General features: G+C 53.2%; 13 protein-coding genes and 2 pseudogenes. 5 read left to right on the top strand and 10 right to left on the bottom strand.

The window, feature by feature from the left end:
• Positions 1 to 14: 14 nt before the first annotated feature.
• Both ispA and xseB read right to left on the bottom strand, forming a co-directional pair.
• Positions 15 to 914 (bottom strand): (2E,6E)-farnesyl diphosphate synthase, encoded by a 900-nt coding sequence (gene ispA / locus OOJ60_RS15745; RefSeq protein WP_042285951.1) that lies wholly within the window; start codon positions 912 to 914, stop codon positions 15 to 17.
• Entirely contained in the window at positions 915 to 1,157 is a 243-nt protein-coding gene (xseB, locus tag OOJ60_RS15740; protein WP_042285949.1) for an exodeoxyribonuclease VII small subunit, read from the bottom strand. It abuts the gene before it with no gap.
• A 208-nt stretch (positions 1,158 to 1,365) separates the two neighbouring features.
• Between xseB and thiI the strand changes: the two genes are divergently transcribed.
• A complete protein-coding gene (gene thiI / locus OOJ60_RS15735) occupies positions 1,366 to 2,814 on the top strand; it encodes a tRNA uracil 4-sulfurtransferase ThiI (RefSeq protein ID WP_042285947.1) in 1,449 nt (482 codons plus the stop codon).
• A gap of 92 nt (positions 2,815 to 2,906) precedes the next feature.
• Here the strand turns inward: thiI and yajL are convergent, their stop codons facing one another.
• Positions 2,907 to 3,497 (bottom strand): protein deglycase YajL, encoded by a 591-nt coding sequence (gene yajL / locus OOJ60_RS15730; RefSeq protein ID WP_205612861.1) that lies wholly within the window; start codon positions 3,495 to 3,497, stop codon positions 2,907 to 2,909.
• On the bottom strand, positions 3,460 to 4,371 hold the full coding sequence (gene panE, locus OOJ60_RS15725) for a 2-dehydropantoate 2-reductase (RefSeq protein WP_205612860.1): 912 nt from the start codon (positions 4,369 to 4,371) through the stop codon (positions 3,460 to 3,462). The genes yajL and panE overlap by 38 nt, the downstream gene beginning before the upstream one ends.
• Before the next feature lie 124 nt (positions 4,372 to 4,495).
• Here panE and OOJ60_RS15720 point away from each other — a divergent pair, with 124 nt between their 5' ends.
• Positions 4,496 to 4,987 (top strand): YajQ family cyclic di-GMP-binding protein, encoded by a 492-nt coding sequence (locus tag OOJ60_RS15720; protein ID WP_042285941.1) that lies wholly within the window; start codon positions 4,496 to 4,498, stop codon positions 4,985 to 4,987.
• 46 nt (positions 4,988 to 5,033) lie between these two features.
• Here OOJ60_RS15720 and OOJ60_RS15715 read toward each other — a convergent pair whose 3' ends face one another.
• Positions 5,034 to 6,398 (bottom strand): MFS transporter, encoded by a 1,365-nt coding sequence (locus tag OOJ60_RS15715; RefSeq protein WP_205612859.1) that lies wholly within the window; start codon positions 6,396 to 6,398, stop codon positions 5,034 to 5,036.
• Positions 6,399 to 6,576: 178 nt separating this feature from the next.
• Between OOJ60_RS15715 and OOJ60_RS15710 the strand changes: the two are divergent.
• The 3 genes and pseudogenes from OOJ60_RS15710 to OOJ60_RS15705 all read left to right on the top strand — a co-directional run.
• A pseudogene (locus OOJ60_RS15710) lies at positions 6,577 to 6,869 on the top strand (Hcp family type VI secretion system effector); the annotation flags it as partial.
• Positions 6,860 to 7,033 (top strand): annotated as a pseudogene (locus OOJ60_RS24865) (STM2901 family protein); the annotation flags it as partial. The pseudogenes OOJ60_RS15710 and OOJ60_RS24865, both read left to right, overlap by 10 nt.
• Complete coding sequence (locus tag OOJ60_RS15705; RefSeq protein WP_205612858.1) at positions 7,033 to 7,356, top strand: DUF1493 family protein; 324 nt, start codon at positions 7,033 to 7,035, stop codon at positions 7,354 to 7,356. The pseudogene OOJ60_RS24865 and the gene OOJ60_RS15705, both read left to right, overlap by 1 nt.
• A gap of 94 nt (positions 7,357 to 7,450) precedes the next feature.
• On the opposite strand, the gene cyoE is transcribed toward OOJ60_RS15705, so the two are convergent.
• Genes cyoE through cyoA form a run of 5 tightly spaced genes read right to left on the bottom strand, consistent with a single transcriptional unit; the run spans position 7,451 to position 12,244 of the window.
• On the bottom strand, positions 7,451 to 8,341 hold the full coding sequence (cyoE, locus tag OOJ60_RS15700) for a heme o synthase (protein ID WP_082636756.1): 891 nt from the start codon (positions 8,339 to 8,341) through the stop codon (positions 7,451 to 7,453).
• An 11-nt stretch (positions 8,342 to 8,352) separates the two neighbouring features.
• Positions 8,353 to 8,682 carry a cytochrome o ubiquinol oxidase subunit IV gene (locus tag OOJ60_RS15695; protein WP_012904838.1) on the bottom strand — a complete coding sequence of 110 codons (330 nt, stop codon included), beginning with the start codon at positions 8,680 to 8,682 and terminating at the stop codon, positions 8,353 to 8,355.
• Entirely contained in the window at positions 8,682 to 9,296 is a 615-nt protein-coding gene (locus OOJ60_RS15690) for a cytochrome o ubiquinol oxidase subunit III (protein WP_042285929.1), read from the bottom strand. The genes OOJ60_RS15695 and OOJ60_RS15690 overlap by 1 nt, the downstream gene beginning before the upstream one ends.
• A complete protein-coding gene (gene cyoB / locus OOJ60_RS15685) occupies positions 9,286 to 11,277 on the bottom strand; it encodes a cytochrome o ubiquinol oxidase subunit I (protein WP_042285926.1) in 1,992 nt (663 codons plus the stop codon). The genes OOJ60_RS15690 and cyoB overlap by 11 nt, the downstream gene beginning before the upstream one ends.
• Positions 11,278 to 11,296: 19 nt before the next feature.
• Positions 11,297 to 12,244 carry a cytochrome o ubiquinol oxidase subunit II gene (gene cyoA, locus OOJ60_RS15680; RefSeq protein ID WP_042285924.1) on the bottom strand — a complete coding sequence of 316 codons (948 nt, stop codon included), beginning with the start codon at positions 12,242 to 12,244 and terminating at the stop codon, positions 11,297 to 11,299.
• Between the last annotated feature and the right edge of the window lie 231 nt (positions 12,245 to 12,475).

The following is a 12,475-nucleotide window of genomic DNA, read 5'->3' as shown; positions in this document are numbered from 1 at the left end:
ATAGGATTGGTTGTTTATTTATCACGCTGGATTATGTAGTCCGCTAGCGCTTCCAGTGCCGAGGTATCGAGAGACTGAACGGCCAGCTGGTTTAATGACTGACGGGCCTCTTCGATTAAATCCCGGGCTTTATTCCGGGCTTGCTCAAGACCCAGAAGTGCAGGATAGGTACTTTTGCCAAGCTGCTGGTCGGCACCCTGGCGTTTACCCAACGTTGCAGTATCGCCCACCACATCCAGAATGTCATCCTGAACCTGGAAGGCCAGGCCGATACTTTCTGCGTATTTGTCGAGTATCGGCAGGGCGTTTCGCCCTTTTTCGCCCGCGCTTAACGCGCCCAGGCGCACTGCGGCGCGGATCAATGCGCCGGTTTTATGGCGGTGGATTTTCTCCAGCGCGTCCAGCGGCACCTGCTTACCTTCAGCGTCCAGATCGAGCGCCTGACCGCCGCACATCCCCGCAATCCCACTGGCGTTCGCCAGTTCGGAAATCATCGCGATGCGATCGCGGTCGCTCACTTCCGGCATCGGCGCGTCGCTGATGATGGAAAACGCCAGCGTTTGCAGGGCGTCGCCAGCGAGAATGGCGTTCGCTTCGCCAAATTTGACGTGGCAGGTCGGCAGGCCGCGGCGCAAATCGTCGTCATCCATCGCCGGTAAATCGTCGTGAATGAGCGAATAGGCGTGAATGCACTCAACGGCGGCGGCCGGGGCGTCCAGCGTACCCTTGCTGACGCCAAACATCTGGCCGGTGGCGTAAACCAAAAACGGGCGCAGGCGTTTACCCCCTAATAATGCGCCATACAACATGGTTTCGACCACGGGAGTGTTCTGAAAGGGCAGTGGAGCGATAAAACGGTTTAGCGCCTGATTGGCCTGCTCCACGCAAGCCTGTAGCTGCTGGGTAAAATCCATTTACGCGTTATCCGGTGTAAAAGGCGTCGTCTCTGCGTCTTCGTTGTCAGACAGCAGGATCTGCACGCGCTGTTCAGCCTGCTGCAGCTTAACCTGGCCCTGACGCGCCAGTTGCACGCCACGTTCAAATTCGTTCAGCGCCTCGTCAAGCGGCAGATCGCCGCTTTCCAGACGGGTTACAATTTGCTCCAGCTCGTTCAGCGATGTTTCAAAGCTGACGGGCGCCTCGTTTTTCTTCGGCATAATGAATGTCTGACTCTCAGTAATGGCAGCACAAGACTATGGTAACGGACTCGCACTGATAAGCAAATAACGCACAATGGTAAGGGGATGTGCACAGGACGGGCCGGTTGATGGTATACTCCCGCGCCTGGATGCAGCTTCATGTTTGGGCTGCTGTACTATTCTCCAATACAAGCCTTTGATGGCTTGCTTAAGAACCATTGCCGCCATGAAGTTTATCATTAAATTGTTCCCGGAAATCACTATCAAAAGCCAATCTGTGCGTTTGCGCTTTATAAAAATTCTGACCGGGAACATTCGTAACGTTTTAAAGCACTATGATGAGACCCTCGCTGTCGTTCGCCACTGGGATAACATCGAAGTTCGCGCTAAGGATGAAAGCCAGCGCCTGATGATTCGCGATGCGCTGACCCGCATTCCGGGTATCCACCATATCCTTGAAGTGGAAGATGTGCCGTTCACCGACCTGCACGATATCTTCGAGAAAGCGCTGGTGGAGTACCGCGACCGTCTGGAAGGTAAAACCTTCTGCGTACGTGTGAAGCGTCGCGGTAAGCATGCGTTTAGCTCCATCGAAGTGGAACGTTACGTGGGCGGCGGATTAAATCAGCATATTGAATCTGCGCGCGTGAAGCTGACCAACCCGGATGTAACGGTGCATCTTGAAGTTGAAGATGACCGTCTGCTGATCATCAAAGGTCGCTATGAAGGGATTGGCGGTTTCCCGATCGGTACCCAGGAAGACGTGCTGTCGCTGATTTCAGGCGGTTTTGACTCTGGCGTTTCCAGTTACATGTTGATGCGTCGCGGCTGCCGCGTACATTACTGCTTCTTTAATCTTGGCGGCGCGGCGCATGAAATCGGTGTTCGCCAGGTGGCGCATTACCTGTGGAACCGTTACGGCAGTTCGCACCGCGTCCGCTTTGTCGCCATTAACTTTGAGCCGGTGGTCGGTGAGATCCTCGAAAAGGTCGACGATGGCCAGATGGGCGTCGTGCTTAAGCGCATGATGGTGCGCGCAGCGTCAAAAGTGGCGGAGCGGTATGGTGTGCAGGCGCTGGTGACGGGCGAAGCGCTGGGGCAGGTTTCCAGTCAGACGCTGACCAACCTGCGTTTGATTGATAATGTCTCTGATACCCTGATTCTTCGTCCGTTGATCGCATACGACAAAGAGCACATCATCAATATCGCCCGCGAAATTGGTACCGAAGATTTCGCCCGCACGATGCCGGAATACTGCGGCGTGATCTCAAAAAGTCCGACGGTGAAAGCCATCAAGGCGAAAATTGAAGCGGAAGAAGAGAACTTCGATTTCAGCATTCTTGATAACGTGGTGGCGGAAGCCAGCAACGTTGATATCCGCGAGATCGCCCAACAGACCGAGCAGGAGGTGGTTGAAGTGGAGACCGTCAGCGGCTTCGGCCCGAACGACGCGATCCTCGATATCCGCTCCATCGATGAGCAGGACGACAAACCGCTGAAGGTGGAAGGCGTGGATGTGGTTTCCCTGCCGTTCTACAAGCTGAGCACCAAATTCGGCGATCTCGATCAGAGCAAAACCTGGCTGCTGTGGTGCGAGCGCGGCGTGATGAGCCGCCTGCAGGCGCTTTATCTGCGCGAGCAGGGCTTTGAGAACGTGAAGGTTTACCGTCCGTAATTGATTGCCCGGTGGCGCAGCGCTTACCGGGTCGATAATACAGATCACTTATTAGGCCGGGAAGGCACAACTGCCACCCGGCTTTTACCCGCTTACTCGTAATAGTTGTAAATGCCCGCCGCCAGCACCAGTTGTGACGCCACTTCGTGGGCTTTTTCACGTCCAACCAGCAGATCAATAATTTTCAACCCAAAGTCGATGGCGGTCCCCGGCCCCTGGCTGGTTAACAGCTTCACACGTGCGTCCCATACGACGCGCTTGTCCTGCCACTGTTCGGCGGGGATGTTATCTTTCAGTGCCGGAAAGCCGGTCATATTGCCGATGGGGAAAATATCATGTGGAACCAGCACGGTCGCAGCGGCCGCGCAAATAGCGGCGACAATGCGCCCGGAGCGGTGGAACTGTTTGACCGTTTCCACCAGCAGCGGACTGTCGCGAAAGCATTCCGCACCCTTAATGCCGCCGGGTAAAACGATCGCATCATAATCGCCGTCGGCGACTTCAACCAGCGGCGCGTCTGCCAGCAGTTTAACGCCACGGGAACCCACAATCGTGAGATTGCCATCGCTGGCGACGCTCGCCGTGGTGACGTTAATACCGCCACGCACTAACAGGTCGATGGTAGTGACCGCTTCGGTCTCTTCACTACCAGGGGCGAGGCAGACCAGTGCCGATGCGCTCATACTCACTCTCCTTTCGTTTCACTAATTCAAACAGGCGGCTATTTTCCGGCACAGTGATGCCGTGCGCCCGGGCGCGTTTCAGCAGATAACCGGTGATGTAATCAATTTCGGTATGCCGCATCGCCCGTATATCCTGCAACATGGAAGATATGTTTTCTGCCGTACTCTCAATGACTTGTTCGACATAATAGCGTAAATCGTCCTCTGACGTATGATGACCTTCCCGTTCAATCACCGCCGCGACTTCCCGACAAATCAACGCGACCTCGTCGGAATGATGGCGAAGCTCGCCGTTTGGGCAGTTCCACAACGCGGTGAGCGGATTGATCACGCAATTTACCGCCAGCTTCCGCCACAGCTCCGCGCGAATCGTGTTGTGCCAGGCGACGTCAGGCAGCGCGCATTGCAATGTATCCGCAAGATAACTGTAGTCGCCATCCTGCTCCCGGGCTGGACCAATATGCGTGGTGCCGCTGGAAACGTGGATGATGACGTTGCCATCGCGACGCGCCGCGTGGGTGGTGGTGCCCATCAGCAGCGGCTGGCGGAGCGATTTCAGCTCCTCAATGGTACCCATACCGTTGTGAATCAACAGAACAGGCGTACTGACGGGTAACATGGCTGCCAACGCTTTTACGGCGTCGGAAACCTGCCAGGCTTTCAGGGTAACCAGCAGCAGATCGCTATCGGCAAGAAACTCCGGGTCGTTCGCCGTCAGAGATTCGTTAAAAATCGAACCGTCGGTCTCGATCACATTCACACTGCAATAGGGCTGGGGAATACGCAGCCAACCCTGAACGTCATGTCCCTGTTTGCACAACGCTGTAAGCCAGAGTTGACCCAGGGCGCCGCATCCAAGCACTGTTACTTTCATTGTTCCTCCTCACCTGCAACTGCGCCAGGTGTTATGGCCTAAGTATAGCGCCATCAGCTAAGCTTCTCGTTAAGCCTCGTTGCAGGTATTATGCAACGCAACGAAAATGAAGGGAGAAGAAAAGATGCCATCTTTCGATATTGTTTCCGAGGTTGATCTGCAGGAAGCGCGTAACGGCGTAGATAACGCGGTTCGTGAAGTCGAGTCGCGTTTCGATTTTCGCGGCGTAGAGGCCAGTATTGAGCTGAACGACGCGAATAAAACCATCAAAGTGCTGAGTGAGTCCGACTTCCAGGTGAACCAGTTGCTGGACATTTTGCGTGCCAAACTGCTGAAACGCGGCATTGAAGGGGCTTCGCTGGATGTACCGGAAGAGTTTGTGCACAGCGGCAAAACCTGGTTTGTGGAAGCGAAGCTGAAGCAGGGCATTGAAAGCGCGGTGCAGAAAAAAATCGTTAAGCTGATCAAAGACAGCAAGCTGAAGGTGCAGGCGCAGATTCAGGGTGATGAAATTCGCGTAACCGGTAAATCCCGCGACGATCTTCAGTCCGTTATGGCGCTGGTGCGTGGCGGGGATTTAGGTCAGCCGTTCCAGTTCAAAAACTTCCGCGATTAAGCGTTTATGCCGGATGGGATCGGCGATAACCCCCATCCGGCAACCATCACGCTAGCCTGATAGCCTGCTCAACCTCAAAACGGTTCGTCACTTTACTGTCGATCTTAACATACGCAGAATGCTCATTTTCCGCGATCAGCACCTCGCTCACGCCATCAGTTGCCAACAGACGCTGCTTTAATGTGTCATCGGCGGCGATATCGGACGGGATTTCTACCCGCAGGCTGCTGACATAAGGCGGTTCTTTCATTGTGCTGGCGACCGCCAGCCAGACAACGGCTAACAGCGCGCCGACGAGGAAAACGGTTTGTCCATCGAACATGCCGTCGACCCAACCGCCCAGCGAGCCGCCAATCGCCACGCCGAGGAACTGGCTGGTGGAATAGACACCCATCGCTGTGCCTTTATAGCCCGCTGGTGACTCTTTACTGATGAGCGAAGGCAGAAGGGCTTCCATCAGATTAAAGGCAAGGAAGAAAATCTGGACGCCAATAATCAGCTCCCAGAAATGATTTCCCGCGCCCCACAGCACGATCTCCGCAATCACAATCAACGCCACGCAGAGCAGGAATACCCGCTTCATTTTGCGCTTCACTTCGGCGTAAATAATAAAGGGCACCACGGAGGCAAAAGAGATCAGCATCGTGACCAGATAGACTTTCCAGTGCTCGGCGGCAGGCAACCCGGCGTCTGCGAGTTGACCGGGTAAGGCGACAAAAGTCGACATCAGCAGAATGTGCAGACACATAATACCGAAGTTAAGTTTCAACAGCTTAGGTTCAGCCAGCACTTTCCGGAAGCTGCCTTTCACCATACCGGACTCGCGGTTTAGCACATGGGTAGTGCTGTTTGGCACGACCCAGATTGTCAACACAATACCGGTAGTGGCGAGAACAGCGATCATCCAGAACAGGGCGTTCAGCCCCAGCGCGTGGGTGATTATCGGGCCAAGCACCATGGCGATAGCGAAGGTGATGCCAAAGCTGACGCCGATAAACGCCATCGCCTTGGTGCGGTTTTGTTCGCGGGTGAGATCGGACAGCAACGCCATCACGGCGGCGGCGATCGCTCCGGAGCCCTGAAGCGCCCGCCCTAAAATAATCCCCCAGATGGAGTGGGAGAGGGCGGCGATAATGCTGCCTAAAACAAAGATGGCCAACCCGCCGACAATGAGTGGTTTACGGCCAACACGGTCGGAAAGCAGTCCAAACGGAATTTGAAATATCGCCTGCGCGAGGCCGTAAATACCAATCGCGATACCAATCAACGCTTCACTGGCACCCTGAAATGCCATGCCGTATGTGGTCAGAACCGGCAGGACCATAAACATGCCAAGCATGCGCAATGAAAAAACGGTCCCTAAACCCCAGGTGGCGCGCAACTCGCCCGGCGTCATTTTATAATCGTTCATTCCCACCTCTGTCTTAATGTCGCGCCTAGTGTAAAGCGGCGAGGTAACAGGGTAAACCACTACGATATGTAGAATTGTGAAGAGACATAAAAGGGTTTGTTACTTGTGTAACTAATTTACTTTTCATAATTGCAAAAGTATTCTTTTTCCCGAATCTCATCATGGAGATGAAAGAGAGAAAGAAAATGGCTATTCCAGCCCGTATTTATACAAGGCCGTCGCGACAGGGCAGAGTTTAAAATCTGCCGAGATACGCTGGTATAAGTCTAATGATGCCGGGATGGAGGTGGAGTATTTCAACATGCTGCTTGAAGGTGTGCGCATGTTTCAGTTTATCCCACGATGGCGGCGCCTGAAGACCAGAACAGCAATCACCTTGAGACAATAGAGTTGCGCTACGAGAAAATCACCTGGAAGCACTGTGATGGAAATATTATCTACAGTGATGCCTGGAATGATCGGCAAATTTGAAAATGGTTCCCACAAATCAAATCGCGACCTTCATTGGCCGGTGGATTCCTTTTGTCGGTCATGCGCAACTTCTGGTGATGTTGTTTGTTGTGACAAGAAATACCCGTAGTCAATACAACCTCATAGCGAGACCTAAAGATCGTATACAGTGGACATCCTTCTAATGAGAAACTTCGAGGCTGAAGTTATTGAATACATTATGGAGAAGTATCCTGTCAGGGAGCATTGGTTTAGGCCTGGTCTGAAGCAAGTGACGAAAGAATGGAATTTAACGGATGATTTTGAGTTTTTACCAGAGGATGCCTATGATTTTATAGCTGATTTATTTGAACATTTTGGTATCGAGTGTTCAAACTTTGATGGAAGTAATTATATTGTCACAGAATATCCCTTCTGGAAACAGGAGCCTCCAGAGAGAGAGCTGAAACCACTTACCGTAGAGATGATTATTGAGTCAGCAAAAATGGGAAAATGGCTTTATGATTGACCTTTGATAAGCGAAGCGCCATCAGGAATACAAGCCGACCATTAAAAAAGGGTGCCGAAGCACCCTTTTCAACGTGAGTTAGCGCAAGGCTGTCTTACCAGACGTAAGTCAGCAGGCTGTGCGAATCCGGCACCATAAAGTCGACGGACATCATTACGCTAAGCGCGGTAATGGCGATGATTGAAAAGCCGAACAGCTTGCGCGCCCAGACGCGATCGTCTTCCACTTTATAGCCGCGCAGCGCCATTCCTAACCACCAGACGCTCACCGCCGCCGCGACCACCAGGTATTTATACCCGGCGTAACCGCCCAGCGAGAGCATCAGCGTGGCGATCGCAAAGGCGATGATGTACAGCGTAATGTGGTTTTTCGCCACCGAAATACCTTTCACCACCGGCAGAACCGGGATGTTTGCCGCCTGATAATCCTTAAAGCGGAAAATGGCGATGGCATACGAGTGCGGCATCTGCCACAGGCTAAAAATCGCCAGCAGAATCAGCGCGCCGCTGTCGAAGTCGCCGGTCACGGCGCAGTAGCCAATCACCGGCGGCGCAGCGCCGGAGAGAGAACCAATCAGCGTACCGTAAACAGAATGGCGCTTCATATACAGGCTGTAGACGCCTACATAGACCACAAAGCCCATCACGCCCAGCCAGCAGGCCAGAGGATTCGCGCCAAACCACAGCAGCATGAAGCCAGCAATACCCAGCAGGGTGGCGTACACCAGCGAGACAGCAGGAGAAATCAGGCCCTTAACCAGCACCCGGTTTTTGGTCCTTTCCATCTTCCTGTCGATATCCCTGTCGATGTAGTTGTTAAATACACAACCCGACGCCACAACCAGTGACACCCCAACCAACGTGTAGATAAACAGGGGATAATCAATGCTGCCCTTGGAGGCCAGCAGGAACCCCCCAATCACCGAGATCAGGTTGCCAAAGATGATGCCTGGTTTCGTTACTTGCAGGTATTGCTTAAACATCATAACCGCCGCTCTTAGTGCATCATCATGTTGTAGTTGAGGTTCCACATGATCCAGATGGAACCGACAACCAGGATGGCGATGATCAGCACGGTAAAGACAAAAGCCGTCATGTTCCAGCCTTCATCAGACTTCGTGTTCATGTGCAGGAAGCACACCAGATGCACTAAAATCTGCACCACTGCCATTGCCAGGATTGTCCCCAGAATAACGCCTGGAGAAGCCGCCCCCGTCATCACCATCCAGAACGGGATCACCGTCAGGATGATCGACAGGATAAAGCCTGTCATGTAGGTCTTTACGCTGCCATGGGACGCGCCGCCGTGATCGTTAGAATGACTCATTACATCGCCCCCATCAGATAAACAACAGTGAACACGCAGATCCACACCACATCCAGGAAGTGCCAGAACAGGCTCAGGCACATAATGCGGGTACGGTTAGTACTGGTCAGGCCGCGACGGGCGATTTGCACCATCAGTACCGCCATCCAGATCAGTCCAGAGGTTACGTGCAGGCCGTGGGTACCGACCAGCGCAAAGAACGCCGACAGGAAACCGCTGCGATCCGGACCCATACCGTTAACAATCAGGTGATGGAATTCATAGATTTCCATCCCGATGAACCCGGCGCCAAACAAGAAGGTCAACGCCAGCCAGGAAACCACCTGGCTCTTGTTGTTCTTGTGCATGGCGATCGCCGCCATGCCGTAGGTGATGGAGCTGAATAACAGCAGGAAAGTTTCAACCAGAACGAACGGCAGTTCGAAAATGTCCTTACCCGTCGGGCCACCCGCGGTGCCGTTCACCAGAACGGCATAGGTTGCGAACAGAATCGAGAACAGAATGCAGTCGCTCATCAGGTAGATCCAGAATCCGAAGATTTTGTTCTGACCTGCGTCGTGGTGCCCGTGATCGTGCGCGTGGGCAGTCGCGTGCGTTAAAGTATCAGTTGCCATTTTTCAGCCCTGCCTTAGAAATCTCATCGAAATGCTGGTTTTCCAGTTTTTCGACTTCACGGACTGGTACGTAGTAATCCACGTCCTCGTCAAAGCTCTTCACAATCCAGCTGATGATCATGCCTGCGAAGCTTGCGATTGCCAGCCACCAGATATGCCAGATCATGGCGAAACCGAAGAGGGTTGCGAAGGCGGCAATCACAATGCCCGCGCCGCTGTTTTTCGGCATATGAATTTCTTCATACTGCGCAGGCTGTTTGTACGCTTCGCCTTTTTCTTTCATTTCCCAGAAGGCGTCACGCTCGTGAACGTGCGGCACAACGGCAAAGTTATAGAACGGAGGCGGAGAAGAGGTTGCCCACTCCAGCGTACGGCCACCCCACGGGTCACCGGTCAGGTCACGGTTCTGCTCGCGGTCGCGGATAGAAACGTAAATCTGAATAACGAGGCACAGAATACCAATCGCAATCAGCGCCGCACCGACAGCCGCAACCATCAGCATCGGGTGGAACTGCGGATCGATCTGCTGGCTGAGACGACGGGTCATCCCCATGAAGCCCAGCACGTACAGCGGCATGAACGCCACGAAGAAACCGATGATCCAGAACCAGAACGCGCGTTTACCCCAGGTTTCGTTCAGCTTGAAGCCAAACGCTTTCGGCCACCAGTAGGTCATACCGGCGAAGCACCCGAAGACCACGCCGCCGATGATGACGTTATGGAAGTGCGCAATCAGGAACAGACTGTTATGCAGAACGAAGTCCGCGCCCGGTACCGCCAGCAGAACACCGGTCATACCGCCGACCGAGAAGGTCACGATAAAGCCAATCGTCCACAGCATCGCTGAATGGAAGACGATACGGCCCTGATACATGGTGAACAGCCAGTTGAAGATCTTCACCCCGGTCGGGATGGCGATAATCATGGTGGTAATACCGAAGAAGGCGTTGACGTTCGCGCCTGCACCCATAGTAAAGAAGTGGTGCAGCCAAACGATGAACGACAGAACGGTAATACACACTGTCGCCCACACCAGCGAGGTGTAACCAAACAGACGCTTACGGGAGAATGTCGCGGCGATCTCGGAGAACACCCCAAACACCGGCAGGATCAAAATGTACACTTCCGGATGGCCCCAGGCCCAAATCAGGTTGATGTACATCATCATGTTGCCGCCCATATCATTGGTGAAGAAATGGGTGCCCAGATAGCGATCCAGGGTCAGCAGCGCGATGGTCACTGTCAGAATAGGGAACGAGGCGATAATCAGCACGTTGGCGCACAGCGAAGCCCAGGTAAATACCGGCATCTTGAACATCGTCATGCCCGGCGCACGCATCTTCAGAATGGTCACGAAGAAGTTGATACCGGTTAACGTTGTCCCAATACCGGAGAGCTGCAGAGCCCATATCCAGTAATCGACACCGACGCTTGGACTGTACTCTATTCCCGAAAGCGGCGGATAGGCCAGCCAACCGGTCTGTGCGAATTCACCAACCCCCAGAGAAAGGTTAACCAGGATTACGCCAACAACGGTGAACCAGAAGCTCAGGTTGTTGAGGAACGGGAACGCAACGTCACGCGCGCCGATCTGCAGGGGAACCACCAGGTTCATCAGACCGATAACGAATGGCATGGCCACGAAGAAGATCATGATCACGCCGTGAGCCGTAAAGATCTGGTCGTAGTGGTGCGGCGGCAGGAAACCCGCTTCGCCCGCCGAGGCCAGCGCCTGTTGGCTACGCATCATGATGGCGTCGGCAAAGCCACGCAGTAACATTACGATAGCGACGATGACATACATGATGCCAAGACGTTTGTGGTCAACTGACGTTAGCCACTCTTTCCACAGGTAGGTCCACTTACCGAAGTAAGTGATTAAGCCCAGTAAGGCCAGACCACCGATGATAATGCCAGCAATCGTGACCATGATAATGGGTTCATGGTACGGGACTGCATCCAGTGATAATTTTCCGAACATCGTTTTCTTCCTCGGCCCCTTAGTGAGCGGCTTCCGCGTGGCTCATGTCCATGCCTTCCATCCCTTCATGCGAGCTGTGCTCACCTTCCGGTTGGGTCATGTCCATGCTCTTGCCGTGAGCCATAAATTTGTTAATGACGTCTTTAAACAAATCCGGTTTCACGTTGGAGAAATATTCCACCTGGTTGTATTCGCTTGGCGCAGCCACTTTCTCGAACGCAGCCATGTCGCTCATGGTGTTCGGAGATTGTTTCGCTTTAGCAACCCATTGGTCGAATGCGGCGCGGTCTGGTGTGGCGATAGCTTTAAACTTCATACCGGAGAAGCCTGGACCGCTATAGCTGGCGGAGATACCGTCATAGGTACCGGCTTCGTTGGCGATCAGGTGCAGACGAGTCTGCATACCGGCCATGGCATAAATCTGGCTACCCAGACGCGGAATAAAGAAGGAGTTCATCACGGAGTTGGAGGTCACTTTGAAGTAAACCGGAGTGTTCGCCGGGAAGGCGATTTCATTCACGGTAGCAATGCCCTGTTCCGGGTAGATGAAGAACCATTTCCAGTCCATGGAAACCACTTCGATGGTAATAGGCTTCTCGTCATGCACCAGCGGTTTGCTTGGCTCAAGAGAGTGAGTGGTTTTCCAGGTAAGTACCGCAAGGAAAATGATGATCAGAATCGGCACCGTCCAGACCACAGCTTCCACTTTATTGGAGTGTGACCAGTTCGGGCTGTACTTCGCATCTTTATTGCTCGCACGATACTTCCAGGCGAAACCAATTGCCATCAAGATTGCAGGGATAACGACAATCAACATCAGGCCAAAGGCCGTCAGTATCAGTGAACGTTGCTCCAGTCCAATCTGTCCTTTGGGATCTAACAGCGCAGAATTACAGCCACTGAGTAATGCAGTGCCTGCAATTAATGACAACCATCCCAAACTTTTATTGTATTTCCTGAGTCTCATTTAACGACCTCAATTCCACGGGACCTGGTGGCGTTTAAAGTGTGTGGGCATTTTACGGGAAGGTTACATTACTGTAAACATCAATGGATCTGTGTTACCGGGTTCTGCCGCACGTGTCACATATGTTGCAAGATATGTCAGTATAGCATTAAGAACCTGTTGCAACATCGCGTTATAACGAAAGGGGACTAAGAGGAAGGGGCGGGAGGGCAATTGGTATAACCAATGCAA

This window comes from Citrobacter sp. R4, from assembly GCF_026719175.1.
Lineage (GTDB): Bacteria > Pseudomonadota > Gammaproteobacteria > Enterobacterales > Enterobacteriaceae > Citrobacter_A > Citrobacter_A sedlakii.
This window is presented reverse-complemented; position numbering and strand designations above follow the sequence as displayed.

Excerpts from the sequence above, each read along its gene's own strand:
- OOJ60_RS15690 (WP_042285929.1), bottom strand. The coding sequence starts at position 9,296 with ATGGCAACTGATACTTTAACGCACGCGACTGCCCACGCGCACGATCAC.
- panE (WP_205612860.1), bottom strand. The coding sequence starts at position 4,371 with ATGAAAGTAACAGTGCTTGGATGCGGCGCCCTGGGTCAACTCTGGCTT.
- OOJ60_RS15695 (WP_012904838.1), bottom strand. The coding sequence starts at position 8,682 with ATGAGTCATTCTAACGATCACGGCGGCGCGTCCCATGGCAGCGTAAAG.
- OOJ60_RS15705 (WP_205612858.1), top strand. The coding sequence starts at position 7,033 with ATGAGAAACTTCGAGGCTGAAGTTATTGAATACATTATGGAGAAGTAT.
- cyoB (WP_042285926.1), bottom strand. The coding sequence starts at position 11,277 with ATGTTCGGAAAATTATCACTGGATGCAGTCCCGTACCATGAACCCATT.
- cyoA (WP_042285924.1), bottom strand. The coding sequence starts at position 12,244 with ATGAGACTCAGGAAATACAATAAAAGTTTGGGATGGTTGTCATTAATT.
- yajL (WP_205612861.1), bottom strand. The coding sequence starts at position 3,497 with ATGAGCGCATCGGCACTGGTCTGCCTCGCCCCTGGTAGTGAAGAGACC.
- xseB (WP_042285949.1), bottom strand. The coding sequence starts at position 1,157 with ATGCCGAAGAAAAACGAGGCGCCCGTCAGCTTTGAAACATCGCTGAAC.
- OOJ60_RS15715 (WP_205612859.1), bottom strand. The coding sequence starts at position 6,398 with ATGAACGATTATAAAATGACGCCGGGCGAGTTGCGCGCCACCTGGGGT.
- ispA (WP_042285951.1), bottom strand. The coding sequence starts at position 914 with ATGGATTTTACCCAGCAGCTACAGGCTTGCGTGGAGCAGGCCAATCAG.
- cyoE (WP_082636756.1), bottom strand. The coding sequence starts at position 8,341 with ATGATGTTTAAGCAATACCTGCAAGTAACGAAACCAGGCATCATCTTT.
- OOJ60_RS15720 (WP_042285941.1), top strand. The coding sequence starts at position 4,496 with ATGCCATCTTTCGATATTGTTTCCGAGGTTGATCTGCAGGAAGCGCGT.
- thiI (WP_042285947.1), top strand. The coding sequence starts at position 1,366 with ATGAAGTTTATCATTAAATTGTTCCCGGAAATCACTATCAAAAGCCAA.